This window comes from Azospirillum sp. VT-I1 (assembly GCF_055698305.1).
This window is the reverse complement of sequence record NZ_CP168800.1, coordinates 2,289,496-2,311,273: the sequence shown is the minus strand read 5'-3', so window position 1 is coordinate 2,311,273 and position 21,778 is coordinate 2,289,496. Positions and strand designations below refer to the sequence as shown.

At 71.0% G+C, this 21,778-nt stretch carries 20 protein-coding genes and 2 pseudogenes; 17 read left to right on the top strand and 5 right to left on the bottom strand.

Features of this window, described 5'->3' with window-relative positions; all coding sequences use genetic code 11:
- Nucleotides 1–100 precede the first annotated feature (100 nt).
- The 8 genes and pseudogenes from AB8P05_RS11105 (at nt 101) to AB8P05_RS11070 (ending at nt 7,179) form a co-directional block, all read left to right on the top strand.
- Entirely contained in the window at nt 101–1,180 is a 1,080-nt protein-coding gene (locus AB8P05_RS11105) for a GGDEF domain-containing response regulator (RefSeq protein ID WP_472757972.1), read from the top strand.
- A 118-nt stretch (nt 1,181–1,298) separates the two neighbouring features.
- A complete protein-coding gene (locus AB8P05_RS11100) occupies nt 1,299–1,892 on the top strand; it encodes a hypothetical protein (RefSeq protein WP_472757971.1) in 594 nt (197 codons plus the stop codon).
- A 25-nt stretch (nt 1,893–1,917) separates the two neighbouring features.
- Nucleotides 1,918–2,439: a hypothetical protein gene (locus AB8P05_RS11095; protein WP_472757970.1), complete on the top strand. Its 522-nt coding sequence runs from the start codon at nt 1,918–1,920 to the stop codon at nt 2,437–2,439.
- Nucleotides 2,440–2,710: 271 nt separating this feature from the next.
- Complete coding sequence (locus AB8P05_RS11090) at nt 2,711–5,131, top strand: error-prone DNA polymerase (protein WP_472757969.1); 2,421 nt, start codon at nt 2,711–2,713, stop codon at nt 5,129–5,131.
- Between the two features lie 106 nt (nt 5,132–5,237).
- Nucleotides 5,238–5,342 (top strand): annotated as a pseudogene (locus tag AB8P05_RS11085) (helix-hairpin-helix domain-containing protein); the annotation flags it as partial.
- A 3-nt stretch (nt 5,343–5,345) separates the two neighbouring features.
- Nucleotides 5,346–5,948: an OB-fold nucleic acid binding domain-containing protein gene (locus tag AB8P05_RS11080; protein ID WP_472757968.1), complete on the top strand. Its 603-nt coding sequence runs from the start codon at nt 5,346–5,348 to the stop codon at nt 5,946–5,948.
- Between the two features lie 132 nt (nt 5,949–6,080).
- On the top strand, nt 6,081–6,458 hold the full coding sequence (locus AB8P05_RS11075) for a VOC family protein (RefSeq protein ID WP_472757967.1): 378 nt from the start codon (nt 6,081–6,083) through the stop codon (nt 6,456–6,458).
- Nucleotides 6,459–6,483: 25 nt separating this feature from the next.
- On the top strand, nt 6,484–7,179 hold the full coding sequence (locus AB8P05_RS11070) for a helix-turn-helix transcriptional regulator (RefSeq protein WP_472757966.1): 696 nt from the start codon (nt 6,484–6,486) through the stop codon (nt 7,177–7,179).
- 6 nt (nt 7,180–7,185) lie between these two features.
- Here AB8P05_RS11070 and AB8P05_RS11065 read toward each other — a convergent pair whose 3' ends face one another.
- A complete protein-coding gene (locus AB8P05_RS11065; protein WP_472757965.1) occupies nt 7,186–7,641 on the bottom strand; it encodes a DUF2141 domain-containing protein in 456 nt (151 codons plus the stop codon).
- A 45-nt stretch (nt 7,642–7,686) separates the two neighbouring features.
- Between AB8P05_RS11065 and AB8P05_RS11060 the strand changes: the two genes are divergently transcribed.
- Nucleotides 7,687–8,313, top strand: a complete 627-nt coding sequence (locus AB8P05_RS11060) for a hypothetical protein (protein ID WP_472757964.1) — start codon at nt 7,687–7,689, stop codon at nt 8,311–8,313.
- On the top strand, nt 8,265–8,534 hold the full coding sequence (locus tag AB8P05_RS11055) for a LytTR family DNA-binding domain-containing protein (RefSeq protein ID WP_472757963.1): 270 nt from the start codon (nt 8,265–8,267) through the stop codon (nt 8,532–8,534). Before AB8P05_RS11060 ends, AB8P05_RS11055 begins: the two co-directional genes overlap by 49 nt.
- On the opposite strand, the gene AB8P05_RS11050 is transcribed toward AB8P05_RS11055, so the two are convergent.
- Nucleotides 8,531–9,517 carry an NAD(P)H-dependent glycerol-3-phosphate dehydrogenase gene (locus AB8P05_RS11050; protein ID WP_472759339.1) on the bottom strand — a complete coding sequence of 329 codons (987 nt, stop codon included), beginning with the start codon at nt 9,515–9,517 and terminating at the stop codon, nt 8,531–8,533. The genes AB8P05_RS11055 and AB8P05_RS11050 overlap by 4 nt on opposite strands.
- A gap of 217 nt (nt 9,518–9,734) precedes the next feature.
- Nucleotides 9,735–10,807, bottom strand: a pseudogene (gene tsaD / locus AB8P05_RS11045) (tRNA (adenosine(37)-N6)-threonylcarbamoyltransferase complex transferase subunit TsaD).
- Between the two features lie 158 nt (nt 10,808–10,965).
- Between tsaD and hemC the strand changes: the two are divergent.
- The 4 genes from hemC to AB8P05_RS11025 all read left to right on the top strand — a co-directional run bounded on the left by hemC (nt 10,966) and on the right by AB8P05_RS11025 (nt 15,977).
- A complete protein-coding gene (gene hemC / locus AB8P05_RS11040; RefSeq protein ID WP_472757962.1) occupies nt 10,966–11,904 on the top strand; it encodes a hydroxymethylbilane synthase in 939 nt (312 codons plus the stop codon).
- Nucleotides 11,905–11,930: 26 nt separating this feature from the next.
- Nucleotides 11,931–12,701: a uroporphyrinogen-III synthase gene (locus AB8P05_RS11035; RefSeq protein WP_472757961.1), complete on the top strand. Its 771-nt coding sequence runs from the start codon at nt 11,931–11,933 to the stop codon at nt 12,699–12,701.
- 136 nt (nt 12,702–12,837) lie between these two features.
- On the top strand, nt 12,838–14,631 hold the full coding sequence (locus AB8P05_RS11030; RefSeq protein ID WP_472757960.1) for a mitofilin family membrane protein: 1,794 nt from the start codon (nt 12,838–12,840) through the stop codon (nt 14,629–14,631).
- On the top strand, nt 14,628–15,977 hold the full coding sequence (locus AB8P05_RS11025; RefSeq protein WP_472757959.1) for a heme biosynthesis HemY N-terminal domain-containing protein: 1,350 nt from the start codon (nt 14,628–14,630) through the stop codon (nt 15,975–15,977). The genes AB8P05_RS11030 and AB8P05_RS11025 overlap by 4 nt, the downstream gene beginning before the upstream one ends.
- Nucleotides 15,978–16,149: 172 nt before the next feature.
- Here AB8P05_RS11025 and AB8P05_RS11020 read toward each other — a convergent pair whose 3' ends face one another.
- A complete protein-coding gene (locus tag AB8P05_RS11020; protein ID WP_472757958.1) occupies nt 16,150–18,114 on the bottom strand; it encodes a right-handed parallel beta-helix repeat-containing protein in 1,965 nt (654 codons plus the stop codon).
- Between the two features lie 255 nt (nt 18,115–18,369).
- On the opposite strand from AB8P05_RS11020, the gene AB8P05_RS11015 reads away from it, so the two are divergent.
- Nucleotides 18,370–19,818: an O-antigen polymerase gene (locus AB8P05_RS11015; RefSeq protein ID WP_472757957.1), complete on the top strand. Its 1,449-nt coding sequence runs from the start codon at nt 18,370–18,372 to the stop codon at nt 19,816–19,818.
- On the top strand, nt 19,815–20,783 hold the full coding sequence (locus AB8P05_RS11010; protein ID WP_472757956.1) for a glycosyltransferase family 2 protein: 969 nt from the start codon (nt 19,815–19,817) through the stop codon (nt 20,781–20,783). The genes AB8P05_RS11015 and AB8P05_RS11010 overlap by 4 nt, the downstream gene beginning before the upstream one ends.
- On the opposite strand, the gene AB8P05_RS11005 is transcribed toward AB8P05_RS11010, so the two are convergent.
- Nucleotides 20,719–21,291 (bottom strand): MAPEG family protein, encoded by a 573-nt coding sequence (locus tag AB8P05_RS11005; RefSeq protein ID WP_455170844.1) that lies wholly within the window; start codon nt 21,289–21,291, stop codon nt 20,719–20,721. The two genes, AB8P05_RS11010 and AB8P05_RS11005, sit on opposite strands and share 65 nt — an antisense overlap.
- 267 nt (nt 21,292–21,558) lie before the next feature.
- Here AB8P05_RS11005 and AB8P05_RS11000 point away from each other — a divergent pair, with 267 nt between their 5' ends.
- Nucleotides 21,559–21,687 carry a hypothetical protein gene (locus AB8P05_RS11000; RefSeq protein ID WP_256379242.1) on the top strand — a complete coding sequence of 43 codons (129 nt, stop codon included), beginning with the start codon at nt 21,559–21,561 and terminating at the stop codon, nt 21,685–21,687.
- Nucleotides 21,688–21,778 lie beyond the last annotated feature (91 nt).

Below are 21,778 nucleotides of genomic sequence, written 5' to 3'. Positions count from 1 at the left end.
GCTCCCATGCGGCGGAACGCACCACTCGGCACCGTTGCATCCGCCGCGCCGTCATGCTTCCATTCATACGTGCACCGCGCGGAGCCCCGAGCCGGCAGCCATGCCCAACGATTTCCTGTTCGCCTCGGACGAGTCTCCGACAACGCCGCTACCGGGCTCCGGCACGCCCGGCTCCGGCGCCGCGGACCCCGCCGCCCCGCCCTGGCTGGTCCTGGTCGCCGACGACGAGCCGGAGGTGCATGCCGTCACCCGGCTGGCGCTGGCCCGCCTGCGCTTCCGTGGGCGCCCCGTCCGCCTGCTGGACTGCACCAGCGCCGCGGAGGCGGAGCGCATCCTGCGCGAAACGCCCGGCATCGCGGTCATCCTGCTCGACGTGGTGATGGAGACGGAGGACGCCGGGCTGCGGCTGGTCCGCACCATCCGGGAGGATCTGGGCAACCGGGCCGTCCGCATCGTCCTGCGCACCGGCCAACCCGCCCGCGTTCCGGAGGAGGACCTCGTCCTCGCCTATGAGATCGACGGCTACACCGCGAAAACGGAGCTGACCGCGCGCCGGCTGTTCACCGGCGTGGTGACGGCGCTGCGCGCCTACGCCGCCTTCGAGGCGCTGGAACACCAACTCGCCGAACGCACCCGCGCACTGGAGGAGGCGACCGTCCGCCTGAACCGGCTGGCGGTGCTGGACCCGCTGACCGGCGTGTGGAACCGCCGCCGCTTCCTGGAACTGGCGGCGGCGGAACTGGCGCGGGCACGGCGCTACGGCCGTCCGCTCGGGGTCTTCCTGCTCGACCTCGACGGGTTCAAGGCGGTCAACGACGCCCATGGCGACGCCGTCGGCGACGCGGTGTTGCGCGCGGTGGTGAAGCGGATGCGGGCGGCGTTGCGCATCTCCGACCATGTCGCCCGCTCCGGCGGGGAGGAATTCGTCGTGCTGCTGCCGGAGACCGATTCCGCCGGCGCCGCCGTGGTGGCGGAACGGGTGCGCGCCGCCCTGGCCGACAGCCCGATCATGGTGGACGGTCCCGCCGCCACCCTCGCCGTCGCCGTCACCGCCAGCATCGGGATCGCCGACTGGCTGCCCGGCGAACCCGGCGTCGAACAGACCATGCACCGCGCCGAACGCGCGCTCCAGGCCGCCAAGCAGGCCGGCCGCAACCGGGTGGAGCGCGCCGCCGGCTAGGCGGCCCGATCATGGTGGATGGCCCCGCCTGGGTGTTTCATGTGAAATATCGTTACAGCGCGGCGATTGAACGGCGGGGGCCCAGGGGTTACTCCTATCGATGGAGACATCCATCCGGATGATGCTCCCGATCAGGGGATCGCACATGTGGCAGGACTACAGCAACGCGCTCATCTCCGCCTTCGGGCTGGCGGGCCTGGGGTTCGGCATCGGCAAGCTCGTCATCCTGCTCGGCGAACGCGCGATCGAACGCCGCCACGGGTCGGAGGGGGTGCGCGACGTCATCGCCCGCCGCGCCAAGATGGAGACGAAGTTCGAGGCCCGGCGCGCCGACCGCATCCGGGAGCTGAAGGAGCTGGACGGCGCGGTGGAGGATGTGCTGCGCCGCCGCAAGGTGCTGGAACGCCAGATCGAGGAGTCGCGGCAGTCCGGCGAGCGTCTGGTCCGCCTGATCGGCGAGGAGGTCCAGGGCTGCCCCTGCTATGTCGCGATGGTCGTGAACAAATATGTCGGCACCGGCGCGGTCCAGCAGAGCCAGCACGCCCTGGTCGACCCGAGTTGGGCCCAGCCGCAGACGATCGAGGTGTGGGCGCGGTCGATGGCGGAGGCGCGGACGGAGATCGAACGGCGCTATCCCCCCGCCTTCGGCTATGCGGTGACCCGGATGCAGGAGTTCCTGTCCGCCGACACCCCCGTCGCCAAGGCCGGGTGAGCCCCCTGTCGGAAAAGAACACGCCATGGACAGCATGCCCTACATCTTCGCCGGCCTGGTCGGCGTCGCCTCCCTGTCGGTGTCGCTCCTTCTGGCCGTGCGCCGCCTGAAGACCTCGGAGGAGCGGATCGCCAACGCCGTCTCGCGCAAGCAGGCGCAGGTGGAGCGGATCAAGAAGGTTGCCCGCGTCACGCTGCAGCAGGCCCGCGACCTGCGCGACGCCCGCCGCCGCAAGGCGATGGCCGAGCTGGGCTGCGAGGATCTGGAACAGCGGATGAAGGCGACCGGCGCTGCCGACCGCCGCATCTATGTGCTGGACGACCGCCGCACCCAGAAGGACCAGGGCTGGCTTCTGCGGGTGGTCAACATCGAATACGGCACCCGCGTCAACGCCAACCTCACCCCCGCCGCGCTGGACAGCTGGAAACGCGGCCGCCGCTTCCTGGTCTGGGCGCTGGACGAGAAGAAGGCCCGCGAGAAGGTCAACGCGCGCTTTCCCGAGAACAAGGGCTTCACAGTCATGGGCGTGGAGTCCTATCTGGGGTAGGTGCTGGCTTTGGATGCCCCCTCCCCATCCCTCCCCCGCCCTCGGCCGGCCGAAGGCCGGTCCGATCGCGGGAGAGGGGGCAGAACGCTTGTCGACGTGACCTAACTGCTGAAGCGGCGGCAGTCCCCTCTCCCGCGTGAGCGGGGAGGGTTAGGGAGGGGGCACCCGCAGCCGACACCTATCCTCTCCCCCGCCACAATAATGACACCAATCCCATTTCCGGACTATCATCCCCGCGCGCACCCATCCGCCAGCGCCGGGGAGCCTTGCCATGATCCGCTACGCCGAACTGCAAGTCGCCACAAGCTTCAGCTTCCTGGAGGGGGCGTCGCACCCTGACGAGCTGGCGCTGACCGCGGCGGCGCTCGGGCTGGCGGCGGTGGGGGTGACGGACCGCAATTCGCTGGCCGGCGTGGTCCAGATGCATGCGGCGGCGAAGAAGGTGGGCATCCGGTCGCTGGTCGGCTGCCGGCTCGACCTGACCGACGCCGAGAGCCTGCTGGCCTACCCGACCGACCGCGCCGCCTATGCCCGGCTGTCGCGGCTGCTGACGCTGGGCAAGATGCGGGCGCCGAAGGGCGAGTGCTTCATCGCCCGCGCCGACGTGCTGGCCCATGCCGAGGGCATGCTGTTCCTGCTGCTGTCGCCCGACCGGCGCGACGAGTCTTTCCTGCGCGAGCTGCGCGCCTGGCGCAGCGGGCTGGGGCGCGGGCAGCTTTATCTGGCGGCGAGCCACCGCTATCAGGGCGACGACGCCCGGCGGCTGCGCTGGCTGGCCGGGCTGGCGGAGGCGGAGGGGGTGCCGCTGGTCGCCACCAATGACGTGCTCTATCACGGTGCCGGGCGGCGGGCGCTGGCCGACGTGATGACCTGCATCCGCCACCACACCAGCATCGACGAGGCCGGCTGGCTCCTGTCCGCCAATGCCGAACGCCACCTGAAGCCGGCCGTGGAGATGGTCCGCCTGTTCCGCGACCATCCCGACGCCGTCGCCCGCAGCCTGGAGATCGCCGACGCCTGCCGTTTCTCGCTGGACGAGCTGCGCTACGAATATCCCGACGAGGTGGCGGAAGGCCGCGACCCGCAGGAGACGCTGGAAATCCTGACCTGGGAGGGGGCGGCCAAGCGATATCCAGACGGGATTCCCGACACGGTGCGCCAAACGGTGGAGCGCGAGCTGGCTCTGATCGCCGGCCAGCGCTATGCCCCCTATTTCCTGACCGTCCACGACATCGTCCGCTTCGCCAGAAGCCGGGACATCCTCTGCCAGGGCCGCGGCAGCGCCGCCAACTCCGTCGTCTGCTATTGCCTGGGCATCACCTCGGTCGATCCGACAGAAGTCGATCTGCTGTTTGAGCGCTTCATCTCCGCCGCCCGTGGCGAGCCGCCGGACATCGACGTCGATTTCGAGCATGAACGGCGCGAGGAGGTGATCCAGTACATCTACGAAAAATACGGCCGCGCCCGCGCCGGCCTGACCGCCACCGTCATCCGCTACCGCGCCCGCAGCGCGTTGCGCGAGGTCGGCAAGGCGATGGGGCTGTCGGCCGATCTGGTGGCGCGGCTGACCGGAACGATCTGGGGCTGGAGCAGCCAGGGCGTGGACGAGGAGCGCGCCCGCTCGCTCGGCCTCGACCCCGCCGATCCGCGCCTGCGTCGCACGCTGGAACTGGCGCAGGAGCTGGTCGGCTTCCCCCGGCACCTGTCCCAGCATGTCGGCGGCTTCGTCATCACCCGCGGACCGCTGTCGGACCTCTGCCCGGTCGCCAACGCGGCGATGGAGGACCGCACCACCATCGAATGGGACAAGGACGACATCGACGCGCTCGGCATCCTGAAGGTCGACATCCTGGCGCTGGGCATGCTGACCTGCATCCACCGCGCCTTCGACCTGATCGAGCAGGTGCACGGGACACGCTGGACGCTCGCCACCCTGCCCAAGGAGGATCCGGCGGTCTACGAGATGCTCTGCCGGGCCGACAGCCTGGGCGTCTTCCAGGTCGAAAGCCGGGCGCAGATGAGCATGCTGCCGCGGCTGAAGCCGCAGAAATTCTACGATCTGGTGATCGAGGTCGCCATCGTCCGCCCCGGCCCGATCCAGGGCGGCATGGTCCATCCTTACCTGCGCCGCCGCAGCGGGGCGGAGCCGGTGACCTACCCGATGCCGGCGCTGGAGCCGGTCCTGCGCAAGACTTTGGGCGTGCCGCTGTTCCAGGAGCAGGCGATGAAGGTCGCCATGGTCGGCGCCGGCTTCACCGCCGAGGAGGCCGACCAGTTGCGCCGCGCCATGGCCGCCTTCCGCAGGACCGGGCAGGTCCGCCTGTTCCACGACAAGTTCATCGCCGGCATGACCGCCAACGGCTGCGACCCCGCCTTCGCCGAGCGCTGTTTCCAGCAGATCGAGGGGTTCGGCGAGTACGGCTTTCCCGAAAGCCACGCCGCCAGCTTCGCCCTGCTGGTCTATGTCTCCGCCTGGATCAAGCGCCACCACCCCGCCATCTTCGCCGCCGCCCTGCTGAACAGCCAGCCCATGGGCTTCTACGCCCCGGCCCAGATCGTCCGCGACGCGCGCGAGCATGGCGTGACCGTGCTGCCGCCGGACGTGAATGTGTCGGGATGGGATTGCGCGGTGGAGGTTGCGGGCGAGGCGCCGCCTCAGTCCCTTCTCCCCCCGGGGAGAAGGTTAGGATGAGGGGGTTCGGCGCAGCCGAAGAGATCCTCGAAACGCATCCCCCTCACCCCGACCCTCTCCCCGGGGGGAGGGGAAGCGCCTCTACCTCCGCCTCGGACTCCGCCTCATCAAGGGCTTCACCCCCGGGCACGCCGACGCCCTCGTCCTGTCCCGCGCCGGCGGCTACCGCGACCCCTACGACCTGTGGCGCCGCGCCCGCCTGCCGGTCGCGGCGTTGGAAAAGCTCGCCAGGGCCGATGCCTTCCGTTCGGTCGGGCTCGACCGCCGGGCGGCGCTGTGGGCGGTGCGGGCGCTGGGGGAAACGCCGCTGCCGCTGTTCGCGCGACTCGACGGCCCGATGGCCGAGGAACCGGAAGCCACCCTGCCCGCCATGGCGCTGGGGGAGCAGGTGGTGATGGACTACACCAGCCTGTCGCTGTCGCTGAAGGCCCACCCGCTGGCCCTGCTGCGCGACGGCCTGCCCGGCATCACCCCGGCGGAGCGGCTGGCCCGGACGCGCGACGGCCGGCGGCTGACCACCGCCGGGCTGGTTCTGGTCCGCCAGCGGCCGGGCAGCGCCGAGGGCGTCGTCTTCATCACGCTGGAGGACGAGACCGGGATCGCCAACCTCGTCGTCATGCCCGACGCCTTCGAGACCTTCCGCCGCCCGATCATGACCGCGCGGCTGATGGCCGCCACCGGCCGGGTGCAGAACCACGAGGGCGTCGTGCATCTGCGCGTGGAATCGCTGCTCGACCTGACCCACCGGCTGTCCGAGTTGACCGGCGAGGACCGGCCGGCGGCCGGCTCCTTCTCCAAGGGCCGCAATTTCCATTGAGGGGACCGGCCATTTTAATTCGGCCAACCGATTGCTCCTGACATCACGCTGTCAGGAGGGGGTGTGCTATCAAGGGGACGTGCCGGCACGAACCACGAACATCCTTATCCCCACATGTCAGGAGCAGGTTCCATGAACAACCCGCATGTCGTCACCTGGTTCGAAATCCCCGCCGCCGATCTCGCCCGCGCCGTGCGCTTCTACGAGACCGTCTTCGCCACCACTCTGAATCAGGAACCCTGCCCCAGCGGCATGAAGATGGCCGTCTTCCCGGCCGAGGGCGAGGCAGTGAAGGGCTGCCTGATCGAGCACGAGTCGTGCAAGCCCAGCGCCGACGGCACCACCGTCTACCTCAACGGCGGCGACGACCTGTCCGCCCCGCTGGCCCGTGCCGAGCAGGCCGGCGCCACCATTGTCGTGCCGAAGACCCTGATCACCCCGGAAATCGGTTACTTCGCCCAGTTCATCGACAGCGAGGGCAACCGCATCGGCCTCTATTCGATGCACTGACCCCGCTGACCTGGGCCAAGCCTCCATGCGCCGCGCCGACCGCCTGTTCCAGATCGTCCAGCATCTCCGCAAGGGGCGGCTGGTGACGGCTGCCGAGCTGGCGCGCTGCCTGGAGGTGTCGGAGCGCACCGTCTACCGCGACATGCGCGACCTCGCCGCCTCCGGCGTGCCGGTGGAGGGCGAGGCCGGCGTCGGCTATCTGCTGCGCGACGGCTATGACCTGCCGCCGCTGATGTTCACCCGGGACGAGGTGGAGGCGCTGGTGGTCGGCGCCCGCCTCGCCCGCGCCTGGGTCGGCGGCGGCTTGGCCGATGCCGCCGCCCGCGCGCTGGAGAAGGTGGAGGCGGTGGTGCCGGAAGGGCGGCGGCGCGAGCTTGCCGACAGCCGCGTCTTCGTCCCCGACTTCTCCTTCCCCACCGCTCTGCGCGACCGGATGGACGTGCTGCGCTGCGCCATCAACGCCAGGCGCGTCGTGCTGTTCGACTACCGGCGCGAGGACGGCACCCACTCCGCCCGCGCGGTCCACCCGCTGGGCCTGTTCTTCTGGGGCCGCGTCTGGACGCTCGGCGCCTGGTGCGAACTGCGCGAGGAGTTCCGCAGCTTCCGCATCGACCGCATGGAGACCCTGATGGCGCTGGAGCGCCGATTCGACGAGATCCCCGGCCGCGGCCTGGAGGACTATCTCGCCCTCTGGCGCGAGGAGGGCTGTCCGCGGGGGTGAGGCGCCCTACTCCACCAGCCTGATCTCCGTCGTCGCCACGCCCGAGGCGCCGACCGGCACCGCGTAATCGTCGAAGCTCGGCGGGCCGAAGCTGCCACGGGCGGAGCGGCTGAAGCCGTGCGGTTCGGCGGGGATGCCGAACAGGCCGGTGGCAAGCTCGCCGTTGTTGTCCAGGTCCTGGAAGGCGATCAGGCCATAGCGGCCGGCCGGCAGGTCGGGGAACACCGCGACCAGTTCCGTCCCCACCGCCGCGGCGAAATAGCCGGCGCGCGGCGCCTTGGCCGCCTGGGCCTCGGCGCTGTCGAACAGCGCGATCATCACCTTGCCCTGATTGGGCTTGACGTTGCGGACGGTTGCGCGAAGCTCCCCGGCGGCGGCCGTTCCCGCGGCGGCCAGCGCCAGCAGAGTCACCGGGGCGATCATCCTTGCGAACCAACGCGCGAACCAACGGCGTGCCTTCATTCCCCAATCCTTCCTGGCGGTTCCCGGCCAGCCGGGCACCGCGCGATGCGTGACGCGACCATGCCGGACGGCGCCGCCTCCACCCCATCCGTTCCCTACGGCAGGCGCATGCTGCGCCGGCGCCTGCCGCTGCTGGCGGGCTCCATCCTAGCATTGGCTCTGCTGGGGCCGTTCGGCACATTCCGCGAAATGGGGTTCATGCTGCGGCTTGGCTACTGGGGCGGGCTGATCGCCAGCGGCTGGTCGATGTTCGAGCTGGTGGTGCTGGTCGCCCGCCGCGTGCTGCCGAACCTGGAGCGCACATGGCCGCTGATGCTGGCCGCGGCCTTCCTGACCGTCGGCGTCCTGCAGACCCTGGTGGTCGCCCTGCTGGAAAACCTGCTGCGCGGCGAGGATTTCCTCACCCCCGCCGGGCTGGCCGAGCTGTTCGGCTATGTGCTGATCATCACCACCCTGGTGTCGGCCCTGCCGGTGTGGCTGGAACTGCGGGAGCATGGCATCGTCGGCCACCCGCCGCCCGCCCCGCCCCTGCCCACCATCGCCGGCGACCCGGCGGCCCCCGCCCCGCCCCCTTCCTCGACCGCATCCCGTCCAGGCTGGGCCGCGACCTGCTGGCGCTGGAGATGGAGGACCATTACGTCCGCGTCCACACGGCACTCGGCAGCGACCTGATCCTGATGCGGATGCGCGACGCGGTGGCGGAGCTGGCGGGCATCGACGGCCGGCAGGTCCACCGCTCCTACTGGGTCGCCGCCTCGGCGGTGGCAGCGGTGGAGCGCAAGCCGGACGGCAAGCTGTCGCTGCGGCTGACCAACGGCCTGCTGGTGCCGGTCAGCCGCACGCACGCCCCGTCGGTGCGCGCCGCCGGCTGGACCGAAAAAGCGGTTTCCTAAACGCCTTCCCCGCGGAAGGGCCGCGACAGCAGCCCGTCGATGGTCTCGTCCAGCCCGGCGCCGCGGTTCAGGATGGCGTCGACCGCGGTGCAGATCGGCATGTCGACGCCCAGCTTCGCCGCCAGCCCGACCACCGCGGCGGCGGTGTAGACGCCCTCCGCCACCGACCGGCGCACCGCCAGGATCTCGGCCAGCGACTTGCCCTCGCCCAGCGCCGCGCCCAGCGACATGTTGCGCGACTGCAGGCTGGAGCAGGTCAGCGTCAGGTCGCCAAGGCCCGACAGCCCCATCAGCGTCTCCGCCCGGCCGCCGAGCGCCAGTGCCAGCCGGGTGATCTCCGCCAGCCCGCGGGTGATGAGCGCGGCCCGCGCATTGTCGCCCAGCCGCCGCCCCTCGACCACGCCGCAGGCGATGGCCAGCACATTCTTCACCGCCCCGCCGACCTGCGAGCCGATCACGTCGTCCGAGCGGTAGGGCCGGAAGGTGCGGCTGCCCAGGGCCCCGACCAGCGCCGTCCCCAGCGCCTCGTCGGCGCAGGCCAGCGTCACCGCCGTCGGCAGCCCGCGCGCCACCTCCGCCGCGAAGGTCGGGCCGGACAGGATCGCCACCGGATTGCCGCCCGGCAGGGAGGCCGCGACCGCCTCGCTCATCAGCGCGTGGCTGTCCAGCTCGATCCCCTTGGCGCAGACGACCACCGGCGCGCCCGGTTTCAGCAGCGGCGCCATCCGCGCGGTGACGCTGCGCGCATGCTGGGCCGGCGACACCAGCAGCACCGCGTCGCAATCGCCGAGGTCGGCCAGATCGCCGGTGACCCGCAGCGCGTCGGGCAGCGGCACGCCGGGCAGATAGTCGCGGTTCTCGCGGCGGATGCTCATCGCCTCCACCACCGCCGGCTCGCGCGCCCACAGCAGCGTCTCGCGCCCGGCCCGCAACGCCGCCAGCGCCAGCGCCGTACCCCAGGCGCCGCCGCCGACGACGCCGATGCGGTTGAGGGGGAGGTGGGCATCGAATTCATCTCACCACGTATCCATTCCGGTCAAAGCCCTCTCCCGCCCCGGGAGAGGGAGGGGACCCGCCGCAAAGCGGTGGGGAGGGTGAGGGGTGTTTCAAGAATCCAGAAGCGAATGGCTTCGTGCTTAACCCCTCACCCTTCCCGCTTCGCGGGCCCCTTCCCTCTCCCGGGGCGGGAGAGGGAGATTTTCACGCCTTCACCCCCGCGCCCACCCCCGCGCGCCCGATCACCGGCGCGGCGGTAGGATCCAGCGGCCAGCGCGGACGGGGGCGAAGTTCAGCGGGTCGCTCTCGCCCAGGCGGAAGCGCTCGATCCCGGCCCAAGCGATCATCGCCGCGTTGTCGGTGCACAGGCGTAGCGGCGGGGCGACGAATTGCATGCGCTGCTTCTCCGCCAGGGTCGACAGCCGGCTGCGGATCGCCTTGTTGGCGGCGACGCCGCCGGCCACCACCAGAGCGCCGCCCTGCGGATGGTCCTCCTTGAAGCGGCGGATGGCGCGGGCGCAGCGGTCGGCCAGCACCTCCGCCACCGTCGCTTGGAAGGCGGCGGCGAGGTCGTCGCGGTCGGCGTCCGACAGCACCCCGCCCAACTCCTCCACATGCCGCCGCACCGCGGTCTTCAGCCCGGAGAAGGAGAAATCGCAACCCGGACGCCCGATCATCGGCCGCGGCAGCTCGAAGCGCGCCGGGTTGGTGGCGCGCGCCGCCGCCTTCTCCACCAGCGGCCCGCCGGGATAGCCCAGCCCCAGCAGCTTGGCGGTCTTGTCGAACGCCTCGCCCACCGCGTCGTCGATGGTGGTGCCGAGCCGGCGGTAACGCCCCACCCCCTCCACCGCCAGCAGCTGGCAATGGCCGCCCGACACCAGCAGCAGCAGATAAGGAAAAGCGACGTCGTCGGTCAGCCGCGCGGTCAGCGCGTGGCCTTCCAGATGGTTGACGGCGACGAAGGGCAGCCCGCGCGCCGCGGCGATGGCCTTGGCGGTCATCACGCCGACGATCACACCGCCGATCAGACCCGGCCCGCCGGTGGCCGCCACCGCGTCGAGGTCGCCGAAGCCGACCCCGGCCTCCGCCATGGCGCGGCGGATCAGCCCGTCGAGATGTTCCAGATGGGCGCGGGCGGCGATTTCCGGGACGACGCCGCCATAGGGCGTGTGGTCGTCCAGCTGCGACAGCACGACGTCGGCGCGGATCTCGCGCGCGTCGGTGACGATTGCGGCGGCCGTCTCGTCGCAGCTCGTTTCGATTCCAAGAACGATCATGGCGCCAAACTAGCCGCCTTGGCCGTCCGGGTACAGGATGGAGTTGCGCGCAAGCGGGTGCGGGAATGCGGGGGCATGAAATTTGATCAGCCTCAATCTTATGTATGAGGGACCGACGAATCCTTGCAAAGCTGCGCGGATCCCCTAGAACACGCCCTATGACGACCCACCCGCTCCGTATCGGGACGCGCGGCAGCCCGCTGGCGCTGGCGCAGGCCCATGAAACCCGCGACCGCCTGATCGCCGCCCACCCGCATCTGGCCGCCCCCGGCGCCATCGAGATCGTCGTCTTCAAGACCACCGGCGACCGTATCCTCGACCGCACCCTGGCGGAAGCGGGCGGCAAGGGCCTGTTCACCAAGGAGCTGGAGGAGGCGCTGTTCGACGGCCGCGCCGACCTTGCCGTCCATTCGATGAAGGACGTGCCGACCCAGCTTCCCGACGGGCTGGAGATCGCCACCCTGCTGCCGCGCGAGGATCCGCGCGACGCCTTCTTCTCCCGCTCCGGCGGCGGTCTGGCCGATCTGCCGGCCGGGTCGGTGGTCGGCACCGCCGGCCTGCGCCGTCAGGCCCAGGTTCTGGAACTGCGCCCCGACCTGAAGATTTTCCCGCTGCGCGGCAACGTGCAGACCCGCCTGTCCAAGCTGGACGCCGGCGAGGTGGACGCCACCCTGCTGGCGCTGGCCGGCCTGCGCCGCCTTGGCCTGACCGACCGCATCACCGCGGTGCTGGAACCGGAAACCATGCTGCCGGCGGTCGCCCAGGGCGCCATCGGCATCGAGATCCGCAGCGACGACGACGCCACCCGCGCCCTGCTGGCCCCGCTGAACTGCGCCGAGACCATGGTCCGCGTCACCGCGGAACGCGCGCTGCTGGCCGCGCTCGACGGCTCCTGCCGCACCCCCATCGCGGCGCTGGCGCTGCTGGACGGCGAGGATCTGCATCTGCGGGCCAAGGTGCTGTCCCATGACGGCCGGACCATCTTCCGGGCCGAGCGCCGTGGCAAGGCGGTCGACGCCGAGTCGCTGGGCGCCGACGCCGGGGCCGAGATCCGGGCGCAGCTGCCGCCCGATTTCTTCGCCGCCGCGCCGCACTGATCCCTCCCTTCGGCCGAGTTTTCCGCATGACGGGAAAACAGCCCGACCCCACTTCCCCGCCCCGCCGTACGCGTCTTCTCGTGACGCGTCCGGCGGAGGATGCCGAGCCGCTGGTCCGCCGGCTGGAGGCGCTCGGCTTCGACACCGCGGTGGAGCCGATGCTGTCGATGGTCTGGCTCGACGGACCGGAACCCGACCTGTCCGACGTACAGGCCCTGCTGTTCACCAGCGCGAACGGCGTACGCGCCTATGCCAAACGTACGAGCCGGCGCGACCGTCCGGTGCACGCCGTCGGCGACGCCACCGCGCGGGCGGCGCGGGCGGCCGGCTTCGAAGAGGTCGACAGCGCCTCGGGCGACGTGTACACGCTGGCCGAGCGGGTCCGCGCTTTGCGTGATCCGTCCGCCGGTACGCTCCTTCATGTGGCGGGAAGCAAGGTGGCCGGCGACCTTTCCGGCATGCTGGCAAGCTCGGGATTCACGCTGCGGCGCAGCGTGATGTACGACGCCGTACCCGCGCTAACCCTGTCGGACGATACCGCGACATTTTTGCGTACGTCGGCGCTCGACGGCGTGTTGTTTTTCTCTCCCCGGACCGCGGTTTCCTTTGTTAGGCTGCTGGCCGAGGCGGGGCTGGTCGACTGTTGTCGTACGGTCGATGCGTTCTGCCTCAGCCCCGCGGTCGCGGAGGCTGCCCGTGCGTACGGCGACGAGGGAGTGACGCCGTGGCGAAGCGTACGGGTGGCGGCCAGACCGGAGCAGGACGCCCTGCTCGATCTGTTGCCGGTCGCCGGGTAACCCCGGCGCGGTCCGGCCGTACGGCTTACACCCCGGGGTGCTTCCGGGTGGGTACGTCAGCCGTACGGGGGACGAGGGGGACCGGTCAGGGGGCTGTGACGTTAAGACGAACAACAGCGAACCGAAGGTACAGCCCATGACCTCTCGTCCAGGCTCCGAACGCCCCGGCACCGACCGTGACGGCGACGGCGCCAGCACCGGCAATGCGGCGGTCGACCGCATCGTCGAACGTTTCGGCGGCATCCGCCCCATGGCCCACAAGCTGGACACCCCGGTGACGACGGTGCAGGGCTGGAAGAAGCGCGGCGCGATCCCGCTGGCCCGCCATGCCGACCTGCGCACCGCCGCCGCCAAGCACCGCATCAAGCTGGACGACGCCGACCTGGACGCCGCCACCCCCAGCGAAGACCGGCCGACCGACGCGGCAGCCGCCGTCATCGTTCCTTCCGCCCCGGCCGATACGGTTCCGGCGGTGGAGCCGGTGATTGATCCGGTGCCGACCGCCTCCCCCGCCGACACCATCCCCGGCGCCGACACGCCGTCTGCCGGGACCATTGCCGGCCCGGTGAGCGAGCTGCAGTCCTCCGACGCCCTGATCCCGCCGGCCACGCCGGTCGGCGCCACGGACAGCCTGTCCGACACGCCGAAGACCGAGGCGGAGAAGGCCGAAGACGCGAAGTCCGATCCGTTCAAGACGGATACGGCCAAGTCTGACACCGCCAAGCCGGACACCGTCACCGCCTCCGACGAGCCGAAGACGACGGCCTCCTCCTGGACGCCGTCCGGCACCAGCGGCAGCGCCGGCTACGGCCGCGCCGACTCCGAGCCGGCCCGGCCTACCATCGCCCCGACGCCGTCCTATATCGACGAGCCGCGCTCCGGCAGCGGCTTCGCCACCGCCCTGTCGGTGGTCGCCCTGCTGGTCGGCGCCGCCGCCCTGTCAGCGCCCTGGTGGGGTCCGGCCCTGCCCGGCTGGCCGTCGCCGGCCGCCCCCGCTCCCACCGCTTCTTCCGCCGCTGCCCCGGCCGATCCGGCGCTCCGCGCCCAGATCCAGCAGCTCGTCGACCGCGTGGGCAAGCTGGAGCAACGCCCGGCCGCAGCCCCCGCCAACGGCGGCAACGGCGACGCCGCCGCCGGCCTTGCCGCGCTGACCCAGCGGATCGACGCGCTGGAGAAGCGCCCGGCCGCCGCAGCGCCCGACACCGGCGTCGCCGACGCCCAGAAGGCGCTGGCCGACCGGCTGGCCGCGCTGGAGCAGAAGGTCACCGCTGCCGCCGGCAACGCCCAGGCTGCGCAGGAGCTGCGCGGCGAGGTCGACTCGCTGAAGCAGCAGGTCACCAGCGTCAACCAGACGGTGGCGCAGCGCCAGGACGCCGCCACCGCCGCCCAGGCGCTGGTGCTCGCCGCCGGCCAGCTGCGCTCCTCGCTGTCGGGCGGCCAGCCGTTCCAGCAAGACCTGCAGGCGGTCCGCGCGCTCAACATCGCCGATGCCGGCGTGACCCAGCCGCTCGATGCCGTGGCGCCCTATGCCGCCAAGGGCATTCCGACCCGCGCCCAGCTGACCGACCGGTTCGAGCCGCTGGCCGGCGAGATCGTCCGCGCCGACATCCGCGGCGAGGGCAACAGCTGGATCGATTCGGCGGTGGGCAAGCTGTCCACCCTGGTCACCGTGCGCCGTGAGGGCGGCGGGGTCGTCGGCACCACCGCCGACGCCGTCGTCGCCCGCGCCGAAGCCGCGCTGGGCGCCGGCAACCTCGCCAAGGCGGTGGAGGAGCTGTCGACCCTGCAGGGTCCGGCCGCGCAGACCGCCGGCCCGTGGCTGACCGACGCCAAGGCACGTCTGGCCGCCGATCAGGCCGCCCGCCAGCTGAACGACCGCGCCATCGCCCTGATGACCACCGCCGCCGGCGGTAAGGGGACGGCCCAATGATCCGCGCCCTCTGGTTCCTTCTGAAGGTCGCGGTCGTCATCGCGATTGCGATCTGGCTCGCCGACCGTCCCGGCACCGTCAGCGTCCATTGGCTGGGCTACGCCGTCGAGGCGCCCTTCTGGGTCGCCCTGCTGGTCACGCTGGCGGCGCTGGGCATCGCGGCGCTGGGCTACCGCCTGATCCGCGGGCTGATCCGCACGCCGCAGCGCATCCGCCGCCACAGCCGTGCCCGCCGCCGCGAACGCGGCTATCGCGCCCTGACCCAGGGCATGGTGGCCATCGCCGCCGGCGACGCGCCGACCGCGCGCAAGATGGCGCGCAAGGCCGACGGGCTGCTGAACGAGCCGCCGCTGACCATGCTGCTGTCGGCCCAGGCCGCCCAGCTGCAGGGCGACGAGCGCGCCGCCCGCCAGTATTTCGAAGCGATGCTGGAGCGGCCGGAGACCGCCTTCCTCGGCATGCGCGGGCTGCTGACCCAGGCGATCAAGTCGGGCGACCGGGTGGAGGCGCTGAACCTCGCCCGCAAGGCGCGCGGGCTGCAGCCCAACACGCCCTGGCTGCTCGGCACGCTCTATGACCTGGAGGCGCGGGCCGGTGACTGGGCCGCCGCCGAAGGCACGCTTCAGCAGGCGATCCAGGCCGGGGCCATCCCGACCGAGGAGGGCCGCCGCCACCGCGCCGTCCTGCTGCTGGAGCGCAGCTTCGAGGCGGAGCGCCGCGGCCGTGCCGACGCCGCCCTGTCGCACGCCCAGGCGGCGCACGACATGATGCCGGGCTTCGTCCCCGCCGCGGTGCGTCTCGCCCGCCTGCAGCTCGCCGCCGACCGTCCGAAGCCGGCCGCCAAGGTGGTGGAGCGGGCGTGGCGCCAGTCGCCGCATCCGGAACTGGCGGAGATCTACCGCGGTCTGGTTTCCGGCTACGACCCGCTGGCCCGCGTCCGCCTGTTCCAGAAGCTGGTGCGTCAGGCCCCGGATTCGGCCGAATCGCATCTCGTCGTCGCCCAGGCCGCCATCGAGGCCCAGCTGTGGGGCGAGGCGCGCCAGCACCTGAACCGCGCCATGGAGATCGGCCCGACCCGCCGCACCTACCGCCTGATGGCCGAGCTGGACCGCGGCGAGCGCCATGACGAGGAGGCGGCGAAGGACTGGCTGGCCAAGGCCGCCGACGCGCCGGAGGATCCGGTGTGGACCTGCAATTCCTGCGGGGCGGTCAGCCACAACTGGGGCGGGCTGTGCGGCCATTGCGGCGCCTTCGACAGCCTGACCTGGAAGACCCCGACGGTCGCCGTCCCGGTGATGGAACCGACCGACATCCCCCCGGCGCTGGCCCGTCCGGCCACGGCGTAGGGAAGAAGCGCTCAAGATCCCCTCTCCCGCCCCGGGAGAGGGAGGGGCCCGCCGAAGGCGGGAGGGTGAGGGGCAATGCGGACATGGATTTCCGATCCTTGTCCCACCCCTCACCCCTCCCAAGCTACGCTTGGGTCCCTCCCCTCTCCCGGGGCGGGAGAGGGTGTTTTTACTACCGCATTCCCTCCGGCCCGACGCGGTCCAGCGGCAGTTCCTTCATCGCCACCAACCGGTCCAGCAGGCGCCCGCCGGCCGGCGGAGCCGCCGCCCTGGCCGCACTGGCGATACCCGCAACCTCCGCGACGGGGGCCGCATTCTCCAGCTGCGTGTTCGCGATGCGGTATTCGCCGCCGGTCAGGCTGACGACGACCTGATCCTTCGGCGACGGGCCGGCCACCACGTTGCCGTCGGCGACGTTGCCGTGCATCAGGCCGTTCCTGCCGGCGCTGGGCACCCATTCCAGCCGCAGGAAGCGATCCTTCATGTCGTTCATCACCGTGATGTTGTCGGACACCCGGTTGTTGTCGCCGCCATGCAGGAAGATCGCCGCGGCGCCGGTGTTCTCCAGCAGGTTGCCCTGCACCGTCACGCCGCTGGTCATGTCGTCCAGATAGATGCCGAAACCCTTGTAGCGGACCAGCCAGCGCCCCTGCGCGTCGGTGGCGAGGCCGCCGGTGTCGCGGATGTCGTTGAAGCGAATGGTGCTGCGGGTGTCGTTGCCGCTGCGGCCCAGCATCTCGATAGCGCCGGCGTCGGCGGTCTGGCGGGCGGTGTCGCGGATGCGGTTGAACTCGATGACGTTGTCGCTGTTCACCGTCTGCGGGTTCCAGTTCTTCACCGAGATGCCGTAGCGCGCCGCCCGCCGGATGTCGTTGTGGGCGATCAGCGTGTTGCGGATGCCCGCCGCCATCACCCCGCCGCCGAAGAAGCGCACCTCGCCCACGTCGCTGATGCGGTTGGCGAGGACGCGGTTGTCGCTGCTGCCCGGCGCCAGGAAGATGCCGGAGCGGCCGAGATGCTCCATCCGGTTGCGCGACACCTCGCTGCGCGCAGCACCATCCAGCGTCACCGCGGTGCCGACCAGGGCGAAGCGGTTGCCGGCGATGCGCAGGCCGCTGCCGCCCTTCGCCAGAACGGCGCTGCCGTCCCACGGCACGTCGGTGAAGGTCAGCCCCTCCACCGTCACGTTGCGGGCGTTGTCCAGCCGCAGCAGAGTGGCGGTCCTCGCCACCACCAGCTCCGCCCGCCCGCCGTCGAGCCCGGTCGGCGGCTTCACCAGCAGCCGCTTCGCCCTGGCGTCCCAGGCGAACTCGCCCGGCCGCGTCAGGAAATCGGGATGGCCGAGCAGCCGCACGGTGGAACCGTCGCGGTACGGATACTGCCCGTCGGCGCCGAAGCTCAGCAGCCCGTTCGGGTCGGCGGAGACGACGCCCAGCAGATCGTCGGACAGGCGCTCGCGGTCGAATGCCTGCGCCCGCACCCCCGCCCCGGCCCAGCCGGCCTTCAGCACGCCCGGCGGCAACTGCATCTGCCGCTTGCTCCCCGGGCTCTTGGAGTTGGAGTTCTTCGCGTTGGACTGCACCGCCTTGGCCGGGAACCAGCCGCTGCGCGGGTCGCCGGGGATGAAATCGCCGCTGCGCGCGGCGTCCAGGCGCTGCCCGCCGCCGGAGTCGCCGCCGGAACCGACAATGGAGACGTCCAATCCGGGATCGCGCGCCAGCGGCGCCGACAGCACGCCGTTCGCCATCTGCGCGCCGCCCACGACCTCGCCGCCCGACAGCACCGGCTGTTCGCCCTCCACCGCCGTCAGCCGCAGCCCGGACAGCGAGCCGTCCACCACCAGCGGCGCCGTCAACCGATAGGTGCCGCCATGCAGCCGCACCGTCGCCGGGCCGCTTCCCTTGGCGGCGGCCAGTGCGCGGGCCGGGGTGGCGAAGGGGCCGTCGCGCCCGTCCGCCGACGGCTGGGGCAGGCGGCCGGACCAGCGGTCGTTGCCGGCGGGCGACACGTAGAAGGTCGTCTCCGCGGCGGCAGCCGGTCCCGCCGCCGGTCCCCATGCGGCGGCGGGCAGCAGACATGCGCACAGTGCCAGGATGCGGGCCGCGCGGCTCCAGGGGCCGGGGTGGGAACGGGGCATGATGAAAGCTCCTCCGTTGCGACAGACCTTCCGCCGAAGGGGGAGACTGACCCAGGCCCGCCGGACCGGCAAAAGCGCGAAGGGGGTGTGCGGGTGCGAAGGGGCCACGCCCTCTGCACCCCTGCCGGGACGGGACGGGGCGTATAGGCTGGCTTTTCATCCTAGCCCGGCCGGCCGGTCGTACCCGCTTGCCCGCGCAAGCCCCCGGCCAGGCAGGGACTGGAAGCGAAGCCTACAACCGGGGACTGTTTGCCGATGATCGAAATGGCGCTGATCGCGCAGGTCCTGGTGCTGGTGCTGGTGACCGTGGTGTTCCTCAGCACCGGCAGCGCATCCATGTTCCATCCGCTGACGCTGTACCTGATCTTCCATGGCCTGGTCTTCGTCATGCGGCCGATCCTGGTCCACACGCAGAATTTCGACGATGTCTGGCTGTTCATGGGCTTCTGGCCCAGCGAGCAGCAGTTCGTCATGACGCTGGTGGTCAGTTCGCTCGGGCTGGTCGCCTTCGCCGCAGCCTGCGGCTGGGCCGGGATGATCCGTCCCGACTGGACCCCGAACGGGGAGCCGGCGCCGTCCTTCGCCTTCGACCGCGTCGACGTGGTGGCCTTCCTGACCACCGCGGCGCTGCTGGGCCCGCTCGCCATCTATTCGGCGATCCAGCGCCAGGGCGGCGCCAGCTTCGACGGCACCGGCGACGTGCAGATGGAGCGCGATCCGCTGACCGGACAGCCGATCTACACCAACACCACCGGCTACATCGCCGAAGCCCATTCGATGGGCCTGCCGCTGACCTTGGGGTTGATCTGGATCTGCCGCTTCCACCCGCTGTCCTTCATCCCCTTCGGCGCCTTCGTCGCCTACCGCGCCTATCTGGGCTGGGGGCGCTGGGCGATCATCATGGGCATCCTCGGTCTGGTGCTGCTGCTGCTGTACCACACGCGCACCCGGTGGTTCCGGCTGTGGCATGTGCTGGCCGCGGTCCCGGTGATGGGGCTGTTCACGCTGCTGGGCAACAACCGCGCAGCCTTCCGCGACGTGCTGGCCGGCGACGCGCCGGCGTCGGTCCTGCTGCGCTTCAACGGCGGCAGCGGCGGCGGCCGGGCCATCGACGCGCTGGCCGGCCAGGATCTGGCCAATTTCGACTTCCTCGCCTATATCCTGTGGGTGGTGCCGAAACAGTCCGCCACCTACACCTGGTTCACCCAGTATCTGCAGCTGTTCACCGAGCCGATCCCGCGCCTGATATGGCCGGGCAAGCCGGTCGGTGCGCCGGTGAAGTGGGTGGACCTGAACGACTACGGCGTCTTCTACAACCTGACCACCTCGCTGCCGGGCGACGGCTGGATGAGCGCCGGATGGATCGGCATGATCGTCACCATGGTGGTGGTCGGCCTGATCCTGGGGCGGCTGCACCGCTGGTTCTGGACCGACGGGTTCCGCAACCGCTACGCCGTGCTGTTCTATTGCGCCTTCCTGCCGTTGTGCCTGCAATGGTTCCGCGACGGCAACATCACCATCGTGAAGTTCGGCTTCTTCTCGCTGCTGCCGATCCTGCTGTGGATCGGGTTGACCCGCGCGCTGCGCGCCTGGGGGATCCTGGAGGACGACCCGCTGCGCCCGGTGGTGGCGCAGCCCAATCTCGGAACACGCTTTGCCGGCGGCCTGCAGCGGCCGCCCTTGGCCGGAAGGGAGCCGTCATGACGCTGACCGTCAGCGCCGTCATCGCCACCTACAACCGCGGGCCGGAGCTGCGCATCGCGCTGACCCGGCTGATGACCCAGACCACCCCGCCGATGGAGATCATCGTCATCGACGACGGCTCCACCGACGGCACCGGCGCCATGATGCGGGCGGAGTTTCCCACCGTCCGCTACGTCCGCCAGCCGCACAATGCCGGGCTGATCCTGGCCCGCAACTTCGGCTTCGTGAACACCAGCGGCGATTGCATCCTGTCGGTGGACGACGACAGCTGGTTCGAGGAGCCGGACGGGCTGGCCCGCTGCGTCGCCTATCTCCAGGAGAATCCGGAGGTCGCCGCCGTCGCCTGCAACATCGAGACACGCGACGGGCTGGTCTATTTCCCCAAGGGCGCCGCGCCCTTCGATGTGCCCTGGTATGTCGGCTGCGGCCATCTGCTGAGGCGCAGCGCGGTCGAGCGGGTCGGCCTCTACATGCCCGAACTCTACCGCCAGGGGGAGGAGAAGGACCGCTGCCTGCGGCTGGTCGGCGCCGGCTATCGCGTGGTGGCCCTGCCCGAGGTCATGGTCTACCACGACAAGAGCGAGAAGGGCCGCAAGCCGGGGATGGAGCGCTTCTACAACCACCGCAACGACCTGATCCGCGAGGTGGCGCGCTGCCCGTCCCCGCTGATGGCGTGGCGGCTGGCGCGGTCCTGGGCCGGCAACAGCTGGAAGAACCTGCGCAACGGCCCGCGCCTGACCGACCTGAAGGTGCTGATGGCGCTGCCGGAGATCGTCCGCATCGGGCTGAAGCACCGCGCCCCGGTGAGCGTGGAGGCATACCGCCGCTGGCTGCATCTGGCGAAGACGGCGGCCCCGGCCAGCGCGCCCCCGCCTGAAAGAAGGCCGCCCGAGAAAACCGTCAGCCGCCCGGCTGCACCCCGCCCAGTTGCAACAGAACAGCCCAGCCCAGCACGATCAGATTGACGGTCAGCGTCATCGCCATGCCCGGCGCCCGCGCGAAGGGATGCACCAGATAGCCCGCCCAGAACAGCAGCCGCCCCAGCACGAACAGCCCGGTCGCCACGACCGCCGCCCCCAGCGAGGGCTGCGGCAGGGTGGCGACCAGGGCGGCCAACGCCGGCACGAAGATGGCGGACTGCTCCACGCTGTTGGCAAGCACCCGCTGGGCGACGCGCTGGCCGCGCGATTCGGGATCCTCAATGGGATTGAAGGCCTGGGTGCGCCCGCGCATCGCCATCACCCCGACGACCATGCCGAACAGCAGCAGCGCCGGCCATACGGCCAGCCGCGCCCACAGCGCCATCCGCGCGCCGGGCGCATTGATGCCCATCGGCGGCGCCACCAGCGACAGCAGCAGGACGAACAGCAGCACCGTCACCACCATCGACGCCCCGTTCAGCAGCATGGCGCCGCGGATCAGGGATTTGCGCCGGCGGGGGTGGTTATCCTGGCGAAGGGTGCTGTCGGACATCTGGGCGGGGCTCCGTCGAAGGGCGGGGATCGACAAAGGTCCGGCCCTATCCCATCTGGAAAGGAGCGGACCCTGTTCCTTGGTCCAATAACGGCCCAGCCCGTGATTTGGATCAAGGCCCGGCGGGCGCGGCGGGTGTCCCATGTCGATATGTACTGGGGTCTTCCCCAATGGGAGAGATGTTGTCAGCCTCTCTTTTCGCTACCATGTTCTAACCATCTGCTTCACCATGTGGGTGAATGCGGGGATCTCGATGGTGGAGGGCCTATGATGGATCTCGTTCTGCTCGGTGGTGCGGTGGCGACGGCTGCGGCGTTGGCCGGTCTGATCGCCACGATGCCCACCCCCAAACCGATTCCGATCCGCGTCCGCGACCGGCGCCGTCAGCGTCGCTGACGTCACGCTGACGTCATCGCGTCGGCGTCACCGGTTCAGGCAATTTCCGAACGGGCCGTTTCCCGATGGGATGTTTCCTATCGGGAAGACA